This is a genomic window from Bombella apis (assembly GCF_018221685.1).
GTDB lineage: Bacteria > Pseudomonadota > Alphaproteobacteria > Acetobacterales > Acetobacteraceae > Bombella > Bombella apis.
In genome coordinates, this window is sequence record NZ_JAGJTM010000002.1 from 66,237 (window position 1) to 87,748 (window position 21,512).

Consider the following 21,512-nt stretch of genomic DNA (forward strand, 5'->3'; position numbering starts at 1 on the left):
ACCTTTGAGAAGGGGCGGTGAGGGTTCAGTGGCTGTGATGGGCCCCGTGTTTGGTGGCCAGTCGGTTGACGGTGACAGCCCCGGGGTCATTGCCCGGGCCGAGTGGATGGCGGACACCGGGGGGGACGGGCGGAGAGAGAGACAGGGCGAGCTGGTCGTCAACCTGCTGGGCTTTGGTTGGCTCCAGCGGGAAGAGGCCCAGCATGGGGGCGGTGCGTGTCACGATTCTGGAAAATGTCGGAGCAGCAATCCAGCCAGCAGTCGTCCAGCCATGTGTTTCTGCCGTCCCTTGTGGGGCATCCAGCATGACATAAAGGGCATATTTGGGATCATTCATAGGGAACATGCCTGTAAAGGCCGTGATGTTGACATGTTTCAGATACCCCCCGTGGGCGCCGATCTTTTCTGCCGTCCCGGTCTTTCCACCAACGATGTAGCCGGGGCTTTCCGCTTTTTTCCCGATGCCCTTGGTAACGACGAGGCGCAGGATTCGGCGGAGCAGCTCTGAATTCTTGGTGGAGATCAGATGCGGCCCCTTCTGCTCTTCCGCCATGACGACATCATCATTGAGATGCTCACGGGCCAGCAGGGTGGGTGTGACAAGATACCCCCCGTTGCCGGTACAGGCGGTCCCGCGGACAATGGCCAGCGGCGATTCTGCCACGCCATGGCCAAAGCCGACCGTCATGACCGTGGTTTCGCCCCAATTCTTGAGGGACGGGACCAGCGGGCGTCCTGCCTCGGGCAGCTCAACGGGAACACGGTCCAGAAATCCCATGTTTTTCAGCCATTCATGCTGGCGGTCCCGCCCGACATCCAGGGCGATATGGGCTGAGGCCGGGTTGGAGGAATAGGCCATGACAGAGGGCAGCGCCAGCCACGGGGCGAAGTGGTCCGTCTTGAGGTCGGAAATCTTGAAGCGGCCGACATGGATGGGAATGGTGGAGAACTGGTCCCAGGGGTGGGCCACGCCAAGCTCCAACGCCATGGCGGCTGTCTGAAGTTTGAAGGTGGACCCTGGTTCATACATGCCGGTAACGGCCCGGTTGAATCGGGCATCGTCTGCCGCATGGGCAAAATCGTTGGCGTCATAATCGGGGAGACTGACCATGGCCAGGATTTCCCCGGTATGGACGTCCATCAGGATGGCGGAAGCCCCTATGGCCCGGAAACGCAGCTTGGCGTCATTCAGCTCGTCCCGCACGGCAGCCTGCACGCGGGCATCGATGGAAAGACGGAGCGGTGCATGGTCTCCCAGAAGGCGCTGGTTGAAGAATTTCTCCACCCCGGCAATGCCATGATTGTCAATGTCAACGCTACCAAGGATCTGCGCTGCCACGTTCCCCAGAGGATAATGGCGCTGCTCGCCATTTTCGAAATAGATGCCGGGGATGCCAAGATTGTTGATGGCCAGCTCGTCTGTCGGGGCGATGTTGCGGGCGAGGTAGACGAACTGTTTTTTCTGTTTCAGGCGGCGGATGGTCTCTGCCATGTTGAGGTTGGGCAGGATTGTATGGAGGCTTCGGGCAACATCTTCAGGCTCGATGATTTCCATGGGATTGGCATAGACCTGCACGACAGGCAGCGACAGTGCCAGAGGCTGCCCATTCCGATCCACGATGCTGGCCCGTCTGATGTTGGGCAGGACGAACCCATTGCCTGCCATGGCTTTGGGGTCCGGATGGGGGATGTCCGGTATGGTGCTGCCGACCTGGTTGGGCAGAGGGGCCATGGGGGCCAGAATGGTTGCAAACAGCGCCTTTATGGCCACGCCACCATAAAGGAACAGGAAACCCATGCCGAGATAGACCAGCCTGTTGCGGCTTTTTTCCAGCCAGCTCATGGGGTTTCGTCTGCGTTCGTCCCACCGGGCCCACAGACGTCTCAACAGGGACGGCTTTCCGGGTGGCCCGTCCTTATGGTCTGATCCAGGCTGGTTGGTCTTGCGGGACGGTCTGGAGGCCATGGGGCGCGGGCTCGGCATAGGAAAGGAAGGAACACAGGCGGAAGCCGCCAGAGGGTCAGTCTGTCAGAGGAACAGGGGGCGGAAGGGGGGCAGGCTCGTCTGCCGGGGCCGAAACTGTGTGGATTCCGCCCATGTGGCCGTGCTTGGCAGACTGGTGGACAGGGTGCCAGGCCACATCCTCCGTGGGTTCGCTGCGGGAATGGTCGGGCACGGCATGGGCCTTCCTGCGGGTCTGGCCCGTCGCACTATCCGTCGGGGCATGGAGACGATGCCGGGGCATGGCGTCTCCATCCGACCCGCTCAGGAGTGCCAGGCTTCGCTCAAGCTGGCGGTCTGCTTCACCCGTGTCATCCTTGTGGATGCGAGGATGGGAGGGTCTGCGTTCTGCGTGGTCGGTACTGGCCACGACATCACGTACTGGCCGGGGCGTTGTGGCAGGCGCCGCCGTGGCCTGATGTGCCGGGGCCGTGAGGGATGCCAGCTCTCTCTGGGCCTGTCCCCGCCCCGGGGCCATGGGGATGATGCGATGATCAATGGCGGGAAGACGCTTCCGCAGGTCTGCCAGCTGCACGAACTGCGTGGGGTCGACCTGGTTCATCTCCGGCAGAACCCGCTGCGCCAGGGCGCTGAGCCGGTCCGGCTGGTTCAGCAGGGCCCACTGGGTGCGCAGAATGGCTGTCTGCTGCTGGATGCGGCGGGTATCCTCAATGGTTTTCCTGATATCCTGGTTTAGTACGAGGGTTTCATGCTTCTTCGTGTAGAGGAAGAGGCCGGAACCAGCCGCCATGACGGCACAGAGCAGGGTGACAAAACGGATCATGCGGAAGCTCCATGAGCGGGAAGGCGTCGCAGGGCACGCAGGCGTGCGCTGCGGGAGCGGGGGTTGAGATTCAGTTCCTGATCGGACGGTGTACGGGGCCGTGTATGCAGGAGTTCAAAAGACGGGGCTTCTGTCTGCTGCATGGCAAGAGGGGTATGACGGGATGGACCAGCCATGCGGCCAGCCAGCCGGGCGAGGGCCCGTTTCGTCATGCGGTCCTCCAGCGAATGGAAGGTCACGATGCAGAAGATCCCGCCCGGTGCGAGGAGGCCCGGTGCGGTTTCCAGCGTACGTTCCAGTTCGCCCAGCTCATCATTCACGGCAATGCGGATCGCCTGGAAACTGCGGGTAGCAGGGTCGAAATTGGGACGTTCTTTCGGGACGGCTTTGCGGATGATGTCGGCCAGCTGCCCCGTCGTCTGGATCGGGCCGCTCTGGCGGGACTCGATGATGGCCCGGGCGACACGGCGGGAGCGGCGTTCTTCTCCATAATGGTAGAGGATGTCGGCGAGAGCCTGCTCTTTCTCACCATTGACGATATCCGCCGCACTCAGGCCATCGGTGCTCATGCGCATGTCCAGCGGGCCATCATGACGGAAGGAAAATCCCCGCTCTTCCTGATCCAGCTGGAAGGAGGACACGCCGAGATCCAGCACGATCCCATTGAAGGGACCATGATGACCGGCCAGCTCTTTCATGGCGCTGAAGGTTCCCTGGTGGAGATGCAGCCGCCCCTCCGAGGCTGCCACGAGAGGCTGCCCGCGTTTTATGGCATCGGGGTCACGGTCAATCGCATGGACAGTGCAGGAGGCCGAGCGGAGCAGGGCCCGGCTGTAGCCACCCCCGCCGAAGGTGCCATCCAGATACACGCCTCCATCCTGCGGGGCCAGTGTGTCCAGCACTTCTGGCAGCATGACAGGGAAGTGTCCCTCCCGCTGCATGTCCTCAGCAATCTGATGGGCGTGGGTCACGGTGCGGTCTTCTCCCTGTTTTCGGAGCGTTTACGCTGGCCGAGTTCCCGTGTGCGGCTGCGAGCCTGCCTGCGGCGTTCTTCGGCAAGGCTGGGATTCCATATCTGGAACACACGCCCCAGCCCCATGAAGCTGACATCATCTTCCAGTCCGGCATGGTCTTTCAGGGAGCGGGGGAGGCTGACACGGCCTTCCCTGTCGCAGTCCAGCGGGTAGGCATCGGCATAGAGGCTGGTCGCCAGGTCATCATGGTCGGCCGAGAAGGGGTCATACTCATCAAGAGCGCCGGAAAAAGCGAAAAAGGCAGAGGCGGACCAGCATTCCAGGCAGTCATGAAGGTGGGATGGCCTGATGATCATCAGGGCCTCTCCGGGGCGGGCCTGTTCCCGCAGGGCATTCCGGAATGGTGAGGGAATGGAAATGCGTCCTTTGGCATCAACACGGCTGGCATGGGTACCGAGAAACATGGTCATGGTCTGCAATGTCCCTCCTTCCCTGCCTGCCATGGTGGACACATGTCCGCACCTTCATAGTGGGATTTCATGGGGTATCATGGGATTTTATGGGACGTCAAAGTTTTATTATAAAAAATGGCACAGGGATGCGGTTTTATTGTGTAGATATGGGCAGGGGTGTCTTTTTGTTAATAAAGTAAATAATTGGTATATTCTTCATTGCCATCATGGAAGCGGGGTAGGTGGGCAGAATGGCTGGAAGAGGATGGCAGTGAAGAGGCCTGGCCCTGTACGTCAGCCATGTGTGTCGGAGCGTCATGAAGGCTCTGGTTGCAGTATCCAGATGCCGTTTTCTGGGGGGGCTTGCAGTAATGAAGGGGCCAGATGGTCTGTAAGCCGGGTTCTGTCCTGCCTCATACATGGTGAGGCGGGGCGATCATTCCTCTGGGATGTGTTTTGCAACACACCTCACGCAACCAACCCGAATGACAGGGCAGGACCCCTCAGCCACGGATGTGGCCCGTCATTCCTATTCGGTCTTGCTCCCGGTGGGGTTTACCATGACCGCCGCTGTTGCCAGCCGCGCGGTGCGCTCTTACCGCACCGTTTCACCCTTGTCCGCATTTTCCCACCATGACGGGGAGAAAACCGGCGGACGGTACTGTTTCTGTGGCACTGTCCCTGGGGTCACCCCCGCCGGCCGTTAGCCGGCACCGTCTTCCTGTGGAGCCCGGACTTTCCTCCATGTCCCGCAGGGGACACAGCGATCGCCCGACCATCTGGCTGGGGGCGTTATGCCGCTTGCCGTGTGGCGGGTCAAGCGGCGGTGGCAGGGAGGGCCGTTCAGGGGGTGAGGGGATGATACATGTCAGGTGAACCGGCGTCGGTCATGATGCTCTGGCCAGCACGGTCTACCCGGACATGGAAGAGAAGCTCTGCTGATGGCGTGTCGCCGGGGCAGCCATTCCCATGCCGTCCCAGGACGTCGATCGTGGGGGTGTTCACACTGCCATCACCATTGACGACCATGACAAGGCAGCGCCGGGGCAGAGGGGTCAGCCCCTTGCGGGTGATGATGGTCCGCAGATGTTCGACAAGGGCGGTATTATCGAACCAGCTCAGCTTGCTGAAGGTGAACTGGTCATAGAGGTTGTCCAGCACACCAGTCCTGACGAACAGGAACATGAGCAGGAAGGTCGGGACCAGCACGACAAGCCGTCGGATGATGTGCTGCTTCAGGGAGCGGGGTGGCCTCGGGCGGCGGCGGCCGAGACGGGGAGGGGTGGTTGGTTCGGTCATGATGGGTCTGCCCCGTGGTCATGGTGGAGACTGCGATGCCTGAACAGGCAAAACCGCCCTGCCGGCAGGGGCAGGGCGGTCTGTAAAGCCGTATGCGGATAGGCCGGTCCTGATCCGGGGAGGATCAGTCTGCCATGTCCTCGTGCCAGGCATCGCCCGTCGTGGCGATGAAGCGGCGTGCTTCTTCCGGCCCGTAGGACCCGGCGGCGTAATGGGCCATCGGAACCTTGTTGGCGGCCCATGTTTTCAGTGTCGGTTCGACCCATGCCCATGCGGCTTCCACTTCATCACGACGGATGAAGAGGGCCGGATAGCCACGGACGGCATCCAGCATGAGGCGCTCGTAGGAATCCGGAATGAGGGAGCCGTCGGCCGGAGCGAATTTGCCGGACATGGTGCCGTGCTGAAGCTCAAACCCGGCGGCAGAAGGGTTCTTGATGTTCAGGGCCAGCCCGAAACCTTCATCCGGCTGGAGGCGGATGACCAGGCGGTTGGTGGCGGCAGAGGTGCCAAACAGGGCGGAAGCAGACTTCCGGAACGTCACCACGACTTCGCTCACCTTTTTGGTCGAACGCTTGGCTGTGCGGATGTAGAAAGGAACATCTTTCCAGCGTGGTGTATCGACATAGGCCCGCATGACGGCGTAGGTCTCGGTGTGGCTGTCTTCGCCCAGCTCTTCCAGATAGCCCGGAACGGGTTTGCCGTTCATGTCCCCTTTGACGTACTGGGCACGGACCGTCTCGCTGGCCACCTTGTCCTCCGGGATGGGACGCAGGGCCTTCAGAACGTTCACCTTGGCATCACGGACAGTATCTGCCTCAAGGTCAGCCGGGGCTTCCATGGCGCAGAGGCTGAGGACCTGGAGCAGATGGTTCTGGATCATGTCCCGCAGGGCCCCGGATGTGTCGTAATAGGCAGCACGGCCTTCCACGCCCACGGTTTCGGCGGCGGTGATCTGGATGCTCTGGATGTGCTCGGCAGACCAGACGGCGCTGAAGAGCGGATTGGCAAAGCGCAGGGCGATGATGTCCTGCACGGTTTCCTTGCCCAGATAATGGTCGATGCGGAAAATCTGCCCTTCTTCGAAGAAGCGGCTCACACCGTCATTGATGGCTCTGGCGGAGGCACTGTCTGTACCGATTGGTTTTTCCAGCACGACACGGGAGTGCGGGGTGATGAAACCGAAACGGTGGAGGTTTTCGCTGATGGCCTCGAAGAGCTGCGGGGCTGTGGAATAATAGAAGACACGGATGCGGTCGGCCGGTGACTGGTCCAGAACGGCCTTCAGCTCATCCCAGTTATGGTCGCTCTTCGTGCCGTCCAGCGTGACGTAATGAATTTTCTTGAGGAAACGCTCGATCAGCGCCTCATCCCTGTGCTGGGCGGGGAGGAAGGTTTCCAGAGCCTCACGGGCACGGGTGATGTAGTCCTCGCGGGACAGTGAGGAGCGGGCAGTCCCGATGATGCGGGCTTCTTCTGGAACATGTCCGATGCGGAGCTGGTTGTAGAGAGCTGGAAGCAGTTTGCGCATCGTCAGATCGCCCGTGGCGCCGAAGATGACGTAGTCAAACGGTGCGGTCTGCTGAGAGTGGGCCATGGTGAGGCGTACCTTTTCTGTCTGGAAACTCGGGTGAGGCATCAGTCTGCCTCCGGTCTTGTTTCTGACCTCCTTTTAGAGCCTGTCCGATGTCCCGTTCAAGCCATAACAGGATGGATGGAAGAGCGGCCGGGAGCGGGGGCGTGCTTCAGGTCATGCAGGCAGGGCGGCAGGTGGCAGGATGCTGCGGAAGGACGTGACGGCAGAGGATTGGGCCTTATGTAATGGCATGTTCACATTTGCGTTTTTCCGTCTTTGTGGCTTTTCTGGCAGTGAGTATGGGCTGTCTGTCATTCATATGGGCGGGAAGGGGAAGTGCCTTTCCGCTGGATGGTATTGACCACGGCCATGAGGGAGCGATAAGCCGCCCAGAAGAACCGGCATCCGGGCAGATTTGAGGAGTATGGTGTATGGATATGGGAAATGGTGATGAAGGTGCCGTGACAGGCGGCATTGCGGTTGATCGTCTGCGGTCCATTATTGACCGTGTCGAACGTCTGGAAGAAGAGCGCAAGGCACTTGGGTCTGACATCCGCGATGTGTTCACGGAGGCAAAATCGGCCGGGTTTGATGTCAAGGTCATCAAACAGCTGATCAAGCTGCGCAAGCAGGAGCCTGCCGAGGTGGAGGAGCAGGAGACCCTGCTGGACATCTACCGCCGTGCGCTGGGCATGTAAGCAGATCACGTCTCTGACTTATGGAGAAAAGAGAGCCTTTCCCTTCTGGTTCCTGGGGCCAGAGGGGGAAGGCTTTTTTGCGTGTCTGATGGTCAGTCGGGGAGCGTCAGATGGGTTTTGCAGGCCTGCTGGAGGACGGTGATGAAGTGATGGATGAGCGGTGGCTGCTCCCCCGTCCGTATGCCGATGGCCAGCGTGGCATGAGGGGCGGGGCGGGCGATCCTGTGGAAGGTCACGCCGCCTGTATGGAGCTGGTGGAGCGACTGGGGAACGATGGAGACCCCCAGCCCGGCAGCCACAAGTGGGATGGTCCCGGCAATCTGGGGGGCCTGTTGCCCGAGGGATGGGGTAACACCGGCGTCCCGGTAGGCCGCCAGAATGGCATCAAAGAAGCCTGGCCCCAGCTCACGGGGGAAGATGATGAGTGGTTCCGCCGCCAGGCGGCTGAGATGTATTTCCGGCAGGCTGGTGAAGGGGTGGCCTTTGGGCAGGGCGATCAATGTCGGCTCATCCAGCAGGGGGATGACCTTCACGTTGGCCTGATCTGGCACGGGAGGGCGCAGGATCGTGATGTCCATGCGGTAGGAGAGCAGGGCTTCGCAGAGGGCGGGAGTATTGCTTTCTTCCAGGGACAGGGTCACGCCTGGTGCAATTGTGCTGAACTGCCGGATGGCAAAGGGGATGCTGGGCAGCAGCGGTACGGCTCCGGCCAGCCCGATGCGGAGGTGGCCTTTCTTGCCCTGGGCCAGCCCGTGGGCATCTTCAATGAACTGGCGGCGCAGGTCGAGGATCAGCCGTGCATGGGGCAGGAGGGTCAGCCCGGCTTCTGTCAGGCTTACCCCACGAGGCTGGCGGCGAAAGAGTGACACGCCCAGAGAGCTCTCCAGGCGACGGATCTGCTGGCTGAGTGGTGGCTGTTCCATGCCCAGTTTTTCAGCCGCTTTGGTGATGTTGCCGGTTTCGGCGATGGTGACGAAATAGCGGAAATGTCGGATATCCATGACCCATATATAAAATGTATGGAGACAATGGGAACTATATATTTGTCTGAATTCATCTCCTGCCTTACAGAAAGGACCATTCACAACACAGGGGGCAATATGACTCGACCTTCAGGTGTAAAGCCAAACCGTCTTTTCCAGACATCCACGATGGCAGCTCTGCTGGACGCTGTTTACGATGGTGAAATGACGTTGGGTGAGCTGGTCCAGCATGGTGATTTCGGCCTGGGGACGTTCGATGCCCTGGATGGCGAAATGATTGTGACGGAAGGTGAGGTCCGCCAGTTCCGCTCCGAGGGGATTGCCTCCGGTACGACAGCGGACATGAAAACGCCTTTCGCCTGTGTGACCTATTTCGAGCCGGAAAAGACGGTCACCATCGACCGGCCGATGGGTAAAGAGGAGTTCGAGGAGCTTGTCGACGGGCTGATCGACAATCCCAATCTTTTCGGGGCTGTCCGTTTTACGGGTGAGTTCGAGAAGGTCGATACCCGGACCGTTTTCTGCCAGCACAAGCCCTATCCGGGGATGCTGGAAGTGGTGGCCAAGCAGCCTACCTTCAGCATGGGAGAGATTAGCGGGGTGATGCTGGGTTTCCGTACGCCGCCCTACATGCAGGGGATCAATGTGGCAGGGTATCACCTCCATGTTCTCAGCGATGACCGCAAGCATGGCGGCCATGTGACGAATTATCGTGTGAAATCCGGCAAGCTGGAAGTTGCCCGCATGTCCGATCTGGAGATTTCTCTGCCGAAGACGGAAGAATTTGCCAAGGCAGACCTTCAGCCCGCTGGCCTGCATGAGGCCATCCGCACGGCAGAGGGTGGCTGAGGGGCCGGTCGCTCTCTTCGGTCACATTATGATTACACGGCCCGTCTGGTATTTTCAGGGCGGGCATGATCAGGAAAAAACATCATGACACAGAAAAAATCTCACAAGGCAGCACAGACAGCCGCCGATCTGATCGTCCGCAATCTTGAGGCTCATGGCGTTGATCACATTGTTGGCATCCCGGGTGCCAAGATCGACCGTCTTTTCGAGGCGCTGGAAGACTCTCCCATTCGTACGATCGTTGCCCGGCATGAGCAGAATGCCGTCTTCATGGCCGGAGGTATCGGCCGTATCACGGGGCGGGCTGGTGTGGCCATTGCCACATCAGGCCCGGGTGTGTCCAATCTGGCAACGGGTCTGGCCACGGCAACGTCCGAAGGTGACCCGGTACTGACGATCGGTGGAGCTGTCGGCCGTGCCGACCTGCTGAAGCTGACCCATCAGAGCATGGATACGGTCAGCATGCTGCGCCCGGTGACGAAGTACAGCGCCGAGATCGGTGCTCCAGCGGCCACGTCGGAGGTCATCGGCAATGCGTTCCGTGCGGCTGAGAGCCCCCGTCAGGGTGGCGTGTTCGTCAGCGTACCGATGGATGTCCTGAATTCCGAGATCACGGAAGATTATCCGGTGATGGGCAACCGTAATGCCGTCAAGGCCGGTCCTGCACCGGAAGACGTCATCAAGGAGGCTGCCGCTGCCCTGAAGAAGGCCAAGAAGCCGGTCGTCCTGCTGGGCATGAAGGCCAGCAAGCCGGAGAATGCCGAGGCCATCCGTGCTTTCGTCAAGCAGACGAACCTTCCGGTTGTTGGTACCTATCAGGCTGCTGGTGCTGTTTCCAAGGATCTGGTCTCCCGTTTCGGTGGCCGTGTCGGTCTCTTCCACAACCAGTATGGTGATTACCTGCTGGATGAGGCTGATCTGGTCGTGGCCATCGGTTACAACCCGATCGAATATGATCCGTGCCTGTGGAACAAGAAATCAGCCCGTCCGATCATCAATATCGATGTTGTTCCGGCCCAGCTGGACAATGCTTTCAATCCCGAGATCGAGCTGATCGGCTCCATCGCCTTGAGCGTGCAGCACCTGACCAGGGAGACAGGCGCCCTGACATCCGGCGCTGCGCTGGACAAGATTCTGGAGGTTTATCGTGCCTCCCAGAAATCTGCCTTTGCCAAGGCCAAGAGCACTCAGCAGGGGATGCTCCATCCGCTTGAGATCATCAAGGTGATGGAAGATTTCGTGGCGCAGGACATCACGATCTGTCTGGACATGGGGTCCTTCCACATCTGGCATGCCCGTTTCCTTGAGGTCTTCCGTGCCCGCCAGATGCTGATCAGCAATGGCCAGCAGACGATGGGCGTGGCTCTCCCATGGGCCATGTCTGCCAGCATCGTGAACCCGGCCCAGAAGGTCATTTCCGTCTCCGGTGACGGCAGCTTCATGATGTCCTCCATGGACCTTGAGACCGCCGTTCGCCTGAAGAGCAACCTGATCCACATCATCTGGGTGGACCAGCACTTCAACATGGTCCGTATTCAGGAAGAGAAGAAGTACGGGCGTGATGCTGCCGTGGCCTTTGGCCCGATCGATTTTGCTGCTTTTGCCCGTTCTTTTGGCGCCAAGGGCATCAACGTCAATAGTGTGGACAGCCTGAAGGCTGCCCTGCGTGAAGGAATGGAAACGCAGGGACCGGTGGTCATCGCCGTGCCGGTTGATTATGCCGACAACCCGGCCCTGATGAACCCTCTGCCGGAGCTGAGCAAATAAGATAGCTCGCACTTCTGCTGAAGCAGAAGGGTGGATGAGGAGAGGGGCGTCATGGACGCCCCTTTTTTCTGAGGGGTATCCAATTAATTGATAATAAGTATCATTTTAAAAAATTGTATTTCTTCTATTTAAATGAGATTTTTTGCAGTAGAGATTGTCAGTCACGTTTTGTTTTATTGTTGAGTAGGTGATATTTTTTTATAAGCGCCCATTATGAAGATAGGTTTATTTATTCCCTGTTACATGGATGCCTTCTATCCCCAGACGGGTATTGCCACGCTGGAATTGCTGGAAAAGCTGGGGCAGGAAGTTGAGTATCCCATGGACCAGACCTGTTGTGGTCAGCCCATGGCGAATTCCGGGTGCAACCGTGATGCCAAAGAGACGGAAGCTCTCTTTATCCGCAATTTCTCGAAATATGATGTGATTGTCTCCCCCTCAGGGAGTTGCGTGCATCATATCCGGGACAATTTTGATGCCATTGAGCAGACGGATGAGGTCCGGCATGTGCGCAAGAACACATATGAGCTTGTCGAGTTCATTCATGATGTTCTGAAGGTGCGTGAATTCCCGTGGGCGGAGTTCCCTCACAAGGTCGGGCTGCATAACAGCTGCGCCACATTGCGGTCCCTGCGGACGGCCAGCATGTCCGAGCTGGGCGAGCCGTTTTTCTCCAAACCCAAGACCCTTCTTTCCGCCGTGAAGGGCATTTCCTTTGCTGCACCACGACGCCCGGATGAATGTTGTGGCTTCGGTGGCACCTATTCCGTGACGGAAGAGGCCGTCTCTGCCCGCATGGGGTTGGACAAGGTGACGGATCATCATGATGCCGGTGCGGAGTATATCGTCTCTGCCGACACGTCCTGCATGATGCACCAGCAGGGCTGCGCCGAGCGCAATGGCGTGCCCATCCGCTTCATCCATATTGCTGAAATTCTGAATGGAGCGAGGGCATGAGCAACAGACCGGTCCCTCACGCCAAACTGGCGGCGGAGTTTCTGGAGGATGAGCCGCATCGTCATTTTCATGATGAACGCTTGTGGGACATGCGCCAGAAGCGTGACGAGCAGATGCACATCATGCCGGAATGGCAGGAGCTGCGCGAGCAGGCATCCCGGCTGAAGGAACATACGCTGGCCCATCTGCCCCAGTATCTGGAGCAGTTTGAGGAGAATGCCCGCCGCAATGGCATCCATGTCCACTGGGCCAGGGATGGTGCGGAACATAATCGCATCGTGGAGAAGATTCTCAAGGATCACGGCCACTCATCCATCATCAAGAGCAAGTCGATGATTACCGATGAGTGCGAGATGCGGGAGTATCTGGAGCCAAAGGGCGTCAGCGTGACGGAGACGGACCTTGGCGAACGCATCCAGCAGCTGGACAACCAGCTGCCCAGCCATGTGGTTGTTCCGGCTGTCCAGAAGCTGACAACGGATGTGGCGAAGACCTTCGCCAAATATTACAATACCGACCCGAACATTGATGACCCGCACGCTCTGGCGGAGGCGCAGCGCAATGCGGCCCGTCCGGTCCTGCTGAGTGGCGATACGGGCATGACGGGGGGCAACTTCCTTGTGGCGGAGACGGGTAGCTTTGTCGTCTGCACCAATGAGGGGAATGCGGACCTCAGTGCCAATCTGCCCAACCTGCATATTGCCACGCTGGGGATTGAACGTCTGGTCCCCCGCATGGCGGACCTTGGCGTGTTCATCCGCCTTCTGTCCCGCAGTGCGCTCGGTTCACCGATCACCCAGTACACGACCCATTTCCGCAGGCCGAAGAAGGGCGGGGAGATGCATGTCATCCTCGTGGATAATGGCCGGTCCGAACGGCTGGGGATGGATGATTTCTGGACCTCTCTGAAGTGCATCCGCTGTGGGGCCTGCATGAATACCTGCCCGGTCTATCGCCGGTCTGGTGGGCAGTCTTACGGGTCCGTCTATTCCGGGCCGATCGGGGCGATCATTGACCCGACCTTCAACGCCAGAAAATTCAGCACGCTGCCCTTCGCCTCCACGATGAATGGAAGCTGTACCAATGTCTGTCCGGTCAAGATCGACATCCACGAGCAGCTCTATAAATGGCGGCGTGTTCTGGCAGAACGGCATGAAATTCCGTTCGTCAAACGGGAGATCATGAAGATGGCGGGGCGGCTGCTGGCCCAGCCGACCATGTACCGTCTGGCCATCAGCGGGACGGAGGTTGCCCTGAAGACCATGCCCCGTTTCGTGCTGTACAATTATCTGAATCCGTGGGGCAAACATCGGGAGCTGCCTCATCCGGTGAAGGAGACATTCCACAGCTGGTACAAGAAAAACCGTCTGAACAGGACCAAGGCACAGCATGAGGAGACACAGGCATGAGTGACGAGACGATGAGTGCCCGTGATGTCATCATGCAGCGTCTGAAGGAAAAGAAGTCTCCGCAGGAAGGGGCGTATCCTTTGCCGCCTGTCGTGACATTGGGGGATCAGGATGCCAGCCCGGAACGGTTCGAGGCCAGTCTGGCCCTGATGGGCGGCAGGATGCTGCCTTTGCAGGATGGAGAAGGGATTGAGCAGGCGATCAAGCGGGCTTTCCCGGAACTGCGCAACCTCTGCACTGCCGTGCCAGAGGTGGAAGGGACGCTGCGGATTGAAGACCTGGAAACGCACGAACAGGCCGACAAGGTTGATGTCATGGTCGTGCGGGCTGCTTTTGGTGTGGCGGAAACGGGTGGCGTCTTCCTGAGCGAGGTGGAGCTGAAAGACCATCTGGCCGATGTCCACCTGGCGCAGCATCTGATCGTCCTGCTCTCGAAGGATGAGCTGGTGGGCAACATGCACAATGCCTATCAGCAACGTTCCGAGTTTCGGACGGCAGGGTATGGAGTGTTGATGAGTGGCCCTTCCGCCACGGCGGACATTCAGGGCGTCCTGATCCGTGGGGCGCAGGGTGTGAGGAGCCTGTCTGTCATCTGGGCCTGACGGCTTCCGGGAACAGGATACAGAAAAGGCCGTGCGATACTATGTCGCACGGCCCTTTTTATTGGGGGGACTTAGAGACCTTCGTTGCGGGAGGCCGTTACACGGTCCTGAAGATGGCGCAGCAGTTCCGGCAGGCCGTCCCGGCTGACGCCTGAAAGTAGGTGAACTTCTGCACCAGAAGCAGCTTCTAGAGCAGCCTTTCGCTCCTCGATTTCTTCCGGCAGCAGGGCGTCACATTTGTTCAGGACGAGAACCTCCGGCTTGGCTGCCAGCCCCTCATCATAGGCTTTCAGCTCCTTGCGGATGAGCTTCCAGTTCTGGACGCAGTTTTCATCCGTCCCATCAACCAGATGGATCAGGACGGCACAGCGTTCCACATGGCCGAGGAAGCGGTCACCCAGACCCGTTCCTTCGCTGGCACCTTCAATGAGGCCGGGAATGTCGGCAATGACGAATTCTTCCACGGCATTGAGGCGCACGACGCCAAGCTGTGGATGCAGGGTCGTGAAGGGATAGTCCGCAATCTTGGGGCGGGCACGGGAGGCCACCGAGAGCAGGGTGGACTTGCCCGCATTGGGCAGGCCGACAAGCCCGACATCAGCAATCAGCTTCAGCCGGAGCCAGACCCAGCGTTCCTCCCCGGGGAAGCCCTTGTCGGCCCGGCGTGGGGCACGGTTGGTGCTGCTCTTGTAATGGGCGTTGCCCAGGCCACCATCGCCACCCTGACAGAGCAGGACGGTCTTGTTTTCCTCATCAAGGTCCGCCAGCAGGGTCTCACGGTCTTCATCGAAGATCTGCGTGCCGATGGGAACATCAATGATGACATCATCCGCTCCCGCCCCGGTCCTGTTGGAGCCAGCCCCGTTGCCACCCTTGCGGGCACGGAAGTGCTGTGTATAGCGGAAGTCGATCAGCGTGTTGAGGCTCGGCACGGCACGGAAATAGATGTGGCCACCCCGGCCACCGTCACCGCCATCCGGCCCACCGAATTCGATGTATTTTTCCCGGCGGAAGGCGACAACGCCATCTCCTCCATCACCGGAGCGGACATAGATTTTGGCTTGGTCAAGAAACTTCATGGGAAGGCCGCCACAGCAAGGGGGAGGGGAAAGGGACAGGAAGAAAAAAGGCCGGCACCACTGATGGAGCCGACCCTTCTTCATGCTCTGTGCCCGTCAGGGCAGGCAGAGTGCGTTATTCGGCAGCTTCTGCCAGGGCAACGGAAACGTGTACCTTGCCACCAGCACGACGCTGGAAGCGTACGCGGCCATCAACCAGTGAGAAGAGGGTGTGGTCACGCCCCATGCCAACGTTCTCACCCGGGTGCACCTTGGTGCCACGCTGACGGATGATGATGTTGCCGGCGATGACGCTCTGGCCACCGAACTTCTTCACACCAAGACGGCGGCCCGCACTGTCGCGTCCGTTACGGCTGGAACCACCTGCTTTTTTTTGTGCCATGACTGTGTCTCCTTAGGAACGGGCGAAATTACGCAGCGTTGATTGCGGTAATGCGCAGAACGGTGACCGGCTGACGATGGCCGTTCTTGCGACGGCTGTTCTGACGGCGGCGCTTCTTGAAGATGATGACGGTCGGCAGACGGTCCTGTGCGACGACCTCGGCGGTCACGCTGGCACCCTCGACCAGAGGGGCACCGATCTTCGTGCCAGCCTCACCACCGACCATCAGAACGTCGGAGAAGGTGACTGTGCTGCCAGCCTCGGCATCCAGCTTCTCAACCTTCAGGATGGCGTCCTTGGCGACGCGGTACTGTTTCCCGCCCGTGCGGATGACTGCAAACATGCAAAACTCTCTTTATGTTACCGAAGCCTCTGGCCGTATTCCCTCCTTTCTGCGAAAGGAGGATGGCCTGCTCGCTTTTTGTCATTGGTTCAGACAGTGCCCCGCCAGCAGCGGAAAACCGTAGGAACAGAGGGGTTCTGTACTGCTTTTCTCCTGTACCGTCAATAAAAAAGCAGGATTTGTGGCGGGAAGGCGGGATGGAAGAGGGCTGCCTCTTGCCAATTCTGTAAAATCCCGCCATAACACCGGCCATCAGCTGGTGATGGTGGGCGCTGCCCCTGTTCCATCCCAGTTCCCCGGAGAGGTGCCAGAGTGGTCGATTGGGGCGGTCTCGAAAACCGTTGAGCGTGCAAGCGTTCCGAGGGTTCGAATCCCTCTCTCTCCGCCACCTTGGTATAAAATCGGGAACGCCGATTCCCGCCGATTTCCCTCCCTTAGTGGCTATCAGCGTCCTCAACAGCGTGTTTTTGCTGCCGTTGATGTAGATCGCATCGTCCGCGACCTCGACATGCTGAGCGAAAGCCCGGACGTGATCCCGCCGATAGCCGCCCTTTTCGAGCCGAAGCCCAGTGCGCGCCTCGCTCGCCAGTTCCCGCACGGCTGCCCCTGTGAGGCCCTTATGGGCCGAGTTTTTCAGCATGGCCTCGGTCCTCACCGCGTCGGCCCGTGCCTGATCCCGTATCGCCGTAAGGCCCGCGATGCGTTCGCCGAGGGCGGATTCGGCCGGGTCGAGGGAACCGGCCTCGATAGCCTCGTAGAGCCGCTTGAGGCGCATGTCGGCCTCGGCCGCGCGCTGGTTCAATTCCGCAATGTGCTGGCTGCGCCGCTCGACGCTCTCCTGCCGGCGATCCAGCAGCGAGGCGAGCACATCTTCGATCCGCTCGGGGTCCAGCAGCCTTTCCTCGATGTGGCTGACCACCATGCGGTCGAGCTTGTCCATCGGGATCGCGCGGCCCTTGCAGCCGGTTTCGCCCTGCCGTGCCCGGATCGAGCAGGCATAATAGCGGTAGCGGCCGTTCTTGCCGGTGCGAAGCGTCATGGCCCCGCCGCAATTGCCGCAATAGCAAATGCCGGTCAGCAGGTTCGGGCCGCTGACGACGCGCGGCGGCGTCACCTTCGGATTGTTGACCTGCAACCGCCTCTGCACCGCCTCGAATATCTCAAGGTCGATCAGCGGCGGCACCGCAACGGTGACGACTTCTTCCTCGGGCTTCACCTCGCCTTTCTTGGACCGGCGGTTGAACCGATGTTCGCCGATGTAAGTGCGGCGAGTCAGGACACGGTGAAGCTGGCCGATGCCCCAACGCCCACCGCTGCGAGTGAACATGCGGTTCCTGTTGAGGTAGCTGACGATGTTCTTGACGCCCATGGGGCCGGACGTGCCGTCGCCTTCCGATGCTAGGCGGAAGATGAGCCGCACGGTGTCGGCGTGCAGCGGGTCGATTTCCAGCTTCTTCTTCATCTTCGTGCCGCGCTGCTCGGCATCGACGACGCGGTAGCCGATGGGCGGCAGCGAACCGTTCCAGAAGCCTTGCCGGGCATTTTCCTTCAAGGCGCGCAGGACGTGCTTGGCGTTCTCCTTCGACTGGTATTCGTCGAACAGTGACATGATCCGCCGCATCATCTGGTGGATCGGATCGTCACCAAGTTCCTGCGTCATGGATACGAGCTTGACGCCGTTCTTCGCCAGCTTCCGGTAGTAGTATTCCATTTCAAATTCGTCGCGGAAGAAACGCGAGAAGCTATGCACCACCACCACGTCGAACGCTGGCGGCTTCGACGTGCCGGCTTCGATCATGCGCTGGAACTCGGGGCGGCGGTCGTTGGTCGCCGATGCGCCCGGCTCGACGAAGGTTTCCACAAGCTGATAGCCGCGAGACTTGCAATAGGCTTCGCCCTGCCGCTTCTGGTCGGGGATCGACACGTCATGCTCGGCCTGCCGGGCGGTCGAGACGCGCAGATAGAGCGCGGCGCGCAGGGCGACGTGCGGGGAATGAATGTTCATAGCGCGCCTCCTTTCGCCGCGCCGCGTTCGAGCAAGGGCAAGGCCAGCTCGACACGATCATGCAGCACCTTGGGCACGAGCTTCTGGCCTTCGCCGGGGTCCATGCGGACAAGGCCGTAGCTCGCCATCTTCTTGAGGGTTCGGGACAGGTTGGGCTTTGCTCGCCCGGTAATCCGCGACAGTTCCTCCAGCGAGCCGGGTGACTGCTCGTCGATGACGCGGAGCAGCTCGCGGTTCCCGCTGGACAGGATTTGTGCGAAGGATTCCATGGATGTGAACCACACCTTCGGATCGTCCGCCGCCGGCTTTTCCTCGCCCTTGGCGATCCGCATGGTGCGGGCCTTCATTTCTTCGTAGCCGGCAATCCCGACTTTCAGGGTCGTCATGTTACGCCTCGCTCCTTCAACACCGCGTCCACCGCCTGCCAGAAGTCGGCCAGCAGCGTGGCCGCATCCGCGTAGGCATAGGGCTTCACGGTCTGGAGGCGGTGCCGATGGTCCATCGGCTCGCCACGTCTGCCCCGGCCGACCGGGTGGGCATTGTCGAAACCAACCAGCCGTTCGCCCGAAGGCCCGTGAAGCGTGAGCGAATAATCGAGGCCGTGCGGCTTCTCCGGGGATACCGGAACGCGGGTGACGATGAACTTCACCCAATGGCCGCCCTCGGGATCGACGACAAGCACCTGACCGTCGAGGTCCAGAAGCGTGTCGAGGCTCGGGTCACGATCCTCGCTCATGGCTTACTGTTATCATCTAGAGATAACGATGACAAGCCCTGATTGTCGGAATCGGGGTCGATGGGGCAAAACAGGCGGTCGAGCACATGGCCGAAATACCGCTCGAAAATTTGCAGTTCTTCCTCGGTGATCGGCACCTTCTCGGGCCAGTTGTCGAAGACCGGCAGCGTCTCAACATCGACGATGCGAAGCGGCGAGCTGCGGCGTTCCCGGCCGTCTGGCGTGGGTTCGGCGGCGTAGTCGAAAAGATCGTCGGGAAGTGCTTCGGGGACCGGGTGTCGCGGTCGCCCTTTGCGGGCGCGGTGGCGCTCTGCGCACATGGAATCCTCCTTGGTTCTGGTGGGTTCCGGGGCGCTATAGGCCCCGGAATTAGGCGAACCATGGAGGGCGGTCGGCGGCCTGTAGCGTGCCGCATTTGCGCCTATGCGCTGGCGGCACCCCTGCCGGAATGGGGTTTAGCTGGCGGCTCGCCGTGCCTTGGCGAAACCGCGATCCGTGGCGATGAACCGCTCCAGCATTGGCACGATCAGCCTGACGGGATCGGCGACGGGCTGGCCGGTTTCACGGGCCAGCACCTCGGCGTAGGCGGTCAGATCGCGGTGAAGCGGCGCGGGCAGCTCCACCGTCACCTTCACGGGCTTATCGTCGGGCAGCGGGCCGAGTTTCAGCTTGGTCATGGTCAACCTCCTGCCTGCTCGAATACAAGGTCGCGGGTGACGATGATCCTGACCGGGAAGCCGGGCCGGATGGTGAGCGTCGGCGCGACCTGCAACTGGCGCTGCACGATCTGCTGGCCCGCCTGATTTACGGTGTCCTGCGCGCCGTCGCGGATGGCCCGGATCAGCCGGTCCTCGTCGCTAGTCGCCAGCTCCGCGCCCATGCCAAGCAGCGTGGAGAGGCCAGCCGCTTTCATTAGATCCCACCAATGGTAGTCGATCCCGTCTTCAAGGCCGGCATAGCCGCTGGCGTCTGCGCCCGGCAGGCGCTCCAGAACGATGGAACGGCCGCCCGGTAGGATCAGGCGATTCCACACCAGCAACACGCGGCGCTGGCCGAAGGTCACGCCGTCGTCATATTGGCCGATGATGCGCGTGCCCTGCGGGATCAGGAGCAGCGATCCGGTTGGGCTGTCATAGACGTTCTCGGTGACTTGCGCCGTGATCTGGCCCGGAAGGTCGGAACGGATGCCGGTGATGAGCGCGGCGGGGATCACGGCCCCCGCCTGAAGGATATAGGGCGATGCCGGCGGCGCAACGCGATCCGGGGCGACGGTCTGCCGATCCACCGGCCCGTTGAGAAACGCCGCGTGGCGATCCTGTGTGGCGGGCTGCCCGCCAAGGCCAAGCCCGGCAAAGCCGGGCATGGCCGTTCCTGCCGGCGCTCCCGTGCGTGGGCCGGACTGGAAAAAGACGTTGCTCAAGCGTGCGGCTTCTTCCTCGGCGCGGCGGCGTTCTTCCTCTGGATCGACGGCGGGTGTCGTGATGGCCGGCGTTACAATGGGTTGTCCCCGATTTTGCGCGTCTAGGATCGGGCGGCCTAAATCTCCGGGCAACGCGGGGCCGAGCACCGGCCCGCTGTAGTCGCTTGGCAGACCGGCGAGGCCGTCCGCCGTGGGGCGGTTCTCGGTCGAATAGAGTTCGTCGCCGCCCGGTCCTCCGTCGCGGGACTGGAGCGCGTAGATCAGCGCGCCACCGATGCCGAGAAGCGCAACCGCACCGACGCCTGCCAGCAGCTTGCGGGACAGACGGGTGACGCGGGGCGGCTCGGCGCGCAGGCGCATGGGCGCGATGGTGTCGGTGATGGTGTTGTCGCTCATGACGGGGTGTCTCCGGTCGCGCTGGCGGGCTGCGCGGCGGCGGCCTGCGTCGGGTTGATACGGACGATCCTGACGACCTGCTGGCGGTTGCCGCTGCCAAGGCGCAGCTCGGCCGCGCCGAACAGGCGGTCCACGATCAGGACGTTCTGGTGGATGCGGGAATTGACGATCTGCGGCTCGCCGTTCGATCCAAGCACGAAGATCGGCGGCATCTCGCCCTGCACGATCCCGGCCGGGAAGACGACATAGACGCGGCGTCCATCGTCGAAGACGGAAACCGGCCGCCACGGCGGGCTGTCGCCCTGCACCTGCAAGGCGTAGCGATAGTTCCGCGCCGCCTCGGCAGGGATGATAGGCGCAGCCGGAACAGCCCGGCGCTGGCCGGGCGTCGCGGGATAGGACCATGCAACGGAAGGCATGTAGAGCGATTCCCGCGCGCGCAGCTCGAGCATGTAAGTGCGCCGGTCGGTGGTGACGACAAGGTTCGTCGAAATGTCCGGCCGCGTCGGCTTCACGAGGATATGGACACGGCGATTTGTGCCGCTGCCGCTCTCGGTGTCGCCGATGATCCAGCGGGCGGTGTCGCCCGCCGCGATCGGCCCCGCGCCTGTCAGGCTCTCGCCCGGCTCCAGCGCAATGGTCGTGATCTGCCCGACTGCAGCATAGACCTGATAGAGCGCGCCTTCCGACCACGGATATATCTGGATGGCGTTGTAGTAGCCTTCGCGGCGCGGTTCGACGCGGGCGGCGGCATTGGCGTTCTCGACGCGGCCGGTCGGCGTGCCTGCGGCGGTGCCGC

At 60.8% G+C, this 21,512-nt stretch carries 22 protein-coding genes, 1 tRNA gene, 1 other RNA gene and 1 pseudogene; 7 read left to right on the forward strand and 18 right to left on the reverse strand.

Annotated features, from left to right (window positions below):
- Window positions 1-25: 25 nt before the first annotated feature.
- From J8Z04_RS01690 to zwf, 7 genes are all read right to left on the reverse strand, one after another.
- The gene (locus tag J8Z04_RS01690) at window positions 26-1,966 is read right to left on the reverse strand and encodes a peptidoglycan D,D-transpeptidase FtsI family protein (RefSeq protein ID WP_086431535.1); all 1,941 of its coding nucleotides are present in this window, start codon (window positions 1,964-1,966) and stop codon (window positions 26-28) included.
- A gap of 55 nt (window positions 1,967-2,021) precedes the next feature.
- Complete coding sequence (ftsL, locus tag J8Z04_RS01695; protein WP_192848296.1) at window positions 2,022-2,786, reverse strand: cell division protein FtsL; 765 nt, start codon at window positions 2,784-2,786, stop codon at window positions 2,022-2,024.
- On the reverse strand, window positions 2,783-3,727 hold the full coding sequence (gene rsmH, locus J8Z04_RS01700; RefSeq protein WP_192848361.1) for a 16S rRNA (cytosine(1402)-N(4))-methyltransferase RsmH: 945 nt from the start codon (window positions 3,725-3,727) through the stop codon (window positions 2,783-2,785). The genes ftsL and rsmH overlap by 4 nt, the downstream gene beginning before the upstream one ends.
- A 26-nt stretch (window positions 3,728-3,753) precedes the next feature.
- A complete protein-coding gene (gene mraZ / locus J8Z04_RS01705) occupies window positions 3,754-4,230 on the reverse strand; it encodes a division/cell wall cluster transcriptional repressor MraZ (protein WP_043561075.1) in 477 nt (158 codons plus the stop codon).
- A 358-nt stretch (window positions 4,231-4,588) separates the two neighbouring features.
- Window positions 4,589-4,995: RNase P RNA component class A (rnpB, locus tag J8Z04_RS01710), an RNA gene on the reverse strand.
- Window positions 4,996-5,055: 60 nt separating this feature from the next.
- The gene (locus tag J8Z04_RS01715; RefSeq protein ID WP_043559850.1) at window positions 5,056-5,511 is read right to left on the reverse strand and encodes a hypothetical protein; all 456 of its coding nucleotides are present in this window, start codon (window positions 5,509-5,511) and stop codon (window positions 5,056-5,058) included.
- A 124-nt stretch (window positions 5,512-5,635) separates the two neighbouring features.
- Window positions 5,636-7,108, reverse strand: coding sequence for a glucose-6-phosphate dehydrogenase (gene zwf, locus J8Z04_RS01720; protein WP_043561077.1), 1,473 nt, complete (start codon window positions 7,106-7,108; stop codon window positions 5,636-5,638).
- 410 nt (window positions 7,109-7,518) lie between these two features.
- On the opposite strand from zwf, the gene J8Z04_RS01725 reads away from it, so the two are divergent.
- Window positions 7,519-7,785 carry a DUF2312 domain-containing protein gene (locus tag J8Z04_RS01725; protein WP_043559853.1) on the forward strand — a complete coding sequence of 89 codons (267 nt, stop codon included), beginning with the start codon at window positions 7,519-7,521 and terminating at the stop codon, window positions 7,783-7,785.
- A gap of 92 nt (window positions 7,786-7,877) precedes the next feature.
- On the opposite strand, the gene J8Z04_RS01730 is transcribed toward J8Z04_RS01725, so the two are convergent.
- Entirely contained in the window at window positions 7,878-8,786 is a 909-nt protein-coding gene (locus J8Z04_RS01730) for a LysR family transcriptional regulator (protein ID WP_043559855.1), read from the reverse strand.
- A 99-nt stretch (window positions 8,787-8,885) separates the two neighbouring features.
- Here J8Z04_RS01730 and budA point away from each other — a divergent pair, with 99 nt between their 5' ends.
- The 5 genes from budA (at window position 8,886) to J8Z04_RS01755 (ending at window position 14,352) form a co-directional block, all read left to right on the forward strand.
- The gene (gene budA / locus J8Z04_RS01735; RefSeq protein ID WP_043559857.1) at window positions 8,886-9,617 is read left to right on the forward strand and encodes an acetolactate decarboxylase; all 732 of its coding nucleotides are present in this window, start codon (window positions 8,886-8,888) and stop codon (window positions 9,615-9,617) included.
- Between the two features lie 84 nt (window positions 9,618-9,701).
- Window positions 9,702-11,384 (forward strand): acetolactate synthase AlsS, encoded by a 1,683-nt coding sequence (gene alsS, locus J8Z04_RS01740; RefSeq protein ID WP_081563245.1) that lies wholly within the window; start codon window positions 9,702-9,704, stop codon window positions 11,382-11,384.
- A 213-nt stretch (window positions 11,385-11,597) separates the two neighbouring features.
- Window positions 11,598-12,341, forward strand: a complete 744-nt coding sequence (locus J8Z04_RS01745; protein WP_043559860.1) for a (Fe-S)-binding protein — start codon at window positions 11,598-11,600, stop codon at window positions 12,339-12,341.
- Window positions 12,338-13,750, forward strand: a complete 1,413-nt coding sequence (locus J8Z04_RS01750) for a lactate utilization protein B (RefSeq protein WP_103765144.1) — start codon at window positions 12,338-12,340, stop codon at window positions 13,748-13,750. Before J8Z04_RS01745 ends, J8Z04_RS01750 begins: the two co-directional genes overlap by 4 nt.
- An 11-nt stretch (window positions 13,751-13,761) precedes the next feature.
- Window positions 13,762-14,352 (forward strand): LutC/YkgG family protein, encoded by a 591-nt coding sequence (locus J8Z04_RS01755; RefSeq protein WP_043561080.1) that lies wholly within the window; start codon window positions 13,762-13,764, stop codon window positions 14,350-14,352.
- Window positions 14,353-14,423: 71 nt separating this feature from the next.
- On the opposite strand, the gene obgE is transcribed toward J8Z04_RS01755, so the two are convergent.
- The 3 genes from obgE to rplU all read right to left on the reverse strand — a co-directional run bounded on the left by obgE (window position 14,424) and on the right by rplU (window position 16,156).
- Window positions 14,424-15,431, reverse strand: coding sequence for a GTPase ObgE (obgE, locus tag J8Z04_RS01760; RefSeq protein WP_154981379.1), 1,008 nt, complete (start codon window positions 15,429-15,431; stop codon window positions 14,424-14,426).
- Window positions 15,432-15,546: 115 nt separating this feature from the next.
- The gene (gene rpmA, locus J8Z04_RS01765; RefSeq protein ID WP_043559867.1) at window positions 15,547-15,813 is read right to left on the reverse strand and encodes a 50S ribosomal protein L27; all 267 of its coding nucleotides are present in this window, start codon (window positions 15,811-15,813) and stop codon (window positions 15,547-15,549) included.
- Between the two features lie 28 nt (window positions 15,814-15,841).
- Window positions 15,842-16,156 carry a 50S ribosomal protein L21 gene (gene rplU, locus J8Z04_RS01770; protein WP_043559869.1) on the reverse strand — a complete coding sequence of 105 codons (315 nt, stop codon included), beginning with the start codon at window positions 16,154-16,156 and terminating at the stop codon, window positions 15,842-15,844.
- A gap of 298 nt (window positions 16,157-16,454) precedes the next feature.
- Here rplU and J8Z04_RS01775 point away from each other — a divergent pair.
- Window positions 16,455-16,544 (forward strand) — tRNA-Ser (locus J8Z04_RS01775).
- A gap of 576 nt (window positions 16,545-17,120) precedes the next feature.
- Here the strand turns inward: J8Z04_RS01775 and J8Z04_RS09380 are convergent.
- From J8Z04_RS09380 to trbG, 7 genes and pseudogenes are all read right to left on the reverse strand, one after another.
- A pseudogene (locus J8Z04_RS09380) lies at window positions 17,121-18,161 on the reverse strand (recombinase family protein); the annotation flags it as partial.
- Window positions 18,158-18,547, reverse strand: a complete 390-nt coding sequence (locus tag J8Z04_RS01785) for an HVO_A0114 family putative DNA-binding protein (RefSeq protein ID WP_192848295.1) — start codon at window positions 18,545-18,547, stop codon at window positions 18,158-18,160. The gene J8Z04_RS01785 and the pseudogene J8Z04_RS09380, both read right to left, overlap by 4 nt.
- Window positions 18,544-18,897, reverse strand: coding sequence for a toxin-antitoxin system TumE family protein (locus tag J8Z04_RS01790; protein WP_192848294.1), 354 nt, complete (start codon window positions 18,895-18,897; stop codon window positions 18,544-18,546). Before J8Z04_RS01790 ends, J8Z04_RS01785 begins: the two co-directional genes overlap by 4 nt.
- The gene (locus J8Z04_RS01795; RefSeq protein WP_192848293.1) at window positions 18,894-19,217 is read right to left on the reverse strand and encodes a hypothetical protein; all 324 of its coding nucleotides are present in this window, start codon (window positions 19,215-19,217) and stop codon (window positions 18,894-18,896) included. The genes J8Z04_RS01790 and J8Z04_RS01795 overlap by 4 nt, the downstream gene beginning before the upstream one ends.
- A gap of 135 nt (window positions 19,218-19,352) precedes the next feature.
- Window positions 19,353-19,574, reverse strand: a complete 222-nt coding sequence (locus J8Z04_RS01800; protein WP_192848292.1) for a DUF2274 domain-containing protein — start codon at window positions 19,572-19,574, stop codon at window positions 19,353-19,355.
- Window positions 19,575-19,576: 2 nt separating this feature from the next.
- Window positions 19,577-20,713, reverse strand: coding sequence for a TrbI/VirB10 family protein (locus tag J8Z04_RS01805; protein ID WP_192848291.1), 1,137 nt, complete (start codon window positions 20,711-20,713; stop codon window positions 19,577-19,579).
- Window positions 20,710-21,512: P-type conjugative transfer protein TrbG (trbG, locus tag J8Z04_RS01810; RefSeq protein ID WP_244978043.1), on the reverse strand; the 803-nt coding region annotated here is incomplete at its 5' end. The genes J8Z04_RS01805 and trbG, both read right to left, overlap by 4 nt.

Excerpts from the sequence above, each read along its gene's own strand:
- J8Z04_RS01795 (WP_192848293.1), bottom strand. The coding sequence starts at position 19,217 with ATGTGCGCAGAGCGCCACCGCGCCCGCAAAGGGCGACCGCGACACCCG.
- J8Z04_RS01750 (WP_103765144.1), top strand. The coding sequence starts at position 12,338 with ATGAGCAACAGACCGGTCCCTCACGCCAAACTGGCGGCGGAGTTTCTG.
- J8Z04_RS01690 (WP_086431535.1), bottom strand. The coding sequence starts at position 1,966 with ATGGCCTCCAGACCGTCCCGCAAGACCAACCAGCCTGGATCAGACCAT.
- rsmH (WP_192848361.1), bottom strand. The coding sequence starts at position 3,727 with ATGCAGCGGGAGGGACACTTCCCTGTCATGCTGCCAGAAGTGCTGGAC.
- obgE (WP_154981379.1), bottom strand. The coding sequence starts at position 15,431 with ATGAAGTTTCTTGACCAAGCCAAAATCTATGTCCGCTCCGGTGATGGA.
- rplU (WP_043559869.1), bottom strand. The coding sequence starts at position 16,156 with ATGTTTGCAGTCATCCGCACGGGCGGGAAACAGTACCGCGTCGCCAAG.
- budA (WP_043559857.1), top strand. The coding sequence starts at position 8,886 with ATGACTCGACCTTCAGGTGTAAAGCCAAACCGTCTTTTCCAGACATCC.
- J8Z04_RS01730 (WP_043559855.1), bottom strand. The coding sequence starts at position 8,786 with ATGGATATCCGACATTTCCGCTATTTCGTCACCATCGCCGAAACCGGC.
- ftsL (WP_192848296.1), bottom strand. The coding sequence starts at position 2,786 with ATGATCCGTTTTGTCACCCTGCTCTGTGCCGTCATGGCGGCTGGTTCC.
- rpmA (WP_043559867.1), bottom strand. The coding sequence starts at position 15,813 with ATGGCACAAAAAAAAGCAGGTGGTTCCAGCCGTAACGGACGCGACAGT.
- J8Z04_RS01805 (WP_192848291.1), bottom strand. The coding sequence starts at position 20,713 with ATGAGCGACAACACCATCACCGACACCATCGCGCCCATGCGCCTGCGC.
- J8Z04_RS01755 (WP_043561080.1), top strand. The coding sequence starts at position 13,762 with ATGAGTGCCCGTGATGTCATCATGCAGCGTCTGAAGGAAAAGAAGTCT.
- J8Z04_RS01785 (WP_192848295.1), bottom strand. The coding sequence starts at position 18,547 with ATGACGACCCTGAAAGTCGGGATTGCCGGCTACGAAGAAATGAAGGCC.
- J8Z04_RS01715 (WP_043559850.1), bottom strand. The coding sequence starts at position 5,511 with ATGACCGAACCAACCACCCCTCCCCGTCTCGGCCGCCGCCGCCCGAGG.
- J8Z04_RS01800 (WP_192848292.1), bottom strand. The coding sequence starts at position 19,574 with ATGACCAAGCTGAAACTCGGCCCGCTGCCCGACGATAAGCCCGTGAAG.
- zwf (WP_043561077.1), bottom strand. The coding sequence starts at position 7,108 with ATGGCCCACTCTCAGCAGACCGCACCGTTTGACTACGTCATCTTCGGC.
- J8Z04_RS01790 (WP_192848294.1), bottom strand. The coding sequence starts at position 18,897 with ATGAGCGAGGATCGTGACCCGAGCCTCGACACGCTTCTGGACCTCGAC.
- J8Z04_RS01725 (WP_043559853.1), top strand. The coding sequence starts at position 7,519 with ATGGATATGGGAAATGGTGATGAAGGTGCCGTGACAGGCGGCATTGCG.
- J8Z04_RS01745 (WP_043559860.1), top strand. The coding sequence starts at position 11,598 with ATGAAGATAGGTTTATTTATTCCCTGTTACATGGATGCCTTCTATCCC.
- alsS (WP_081563245.1), top strand. The coding sequence starts at position 9,702 with ATGACACAGAAAAAATCTCACAAGGCAGCACAGACAGCCGCCGATCTG.
- mraZ (WP_043561075.1), bottom strand. The coding sequence starts at position 4,230 with ATGACCATGTTTCTCGGTACCCATGCCAGCCGTGTTGATGCCAAAGGA.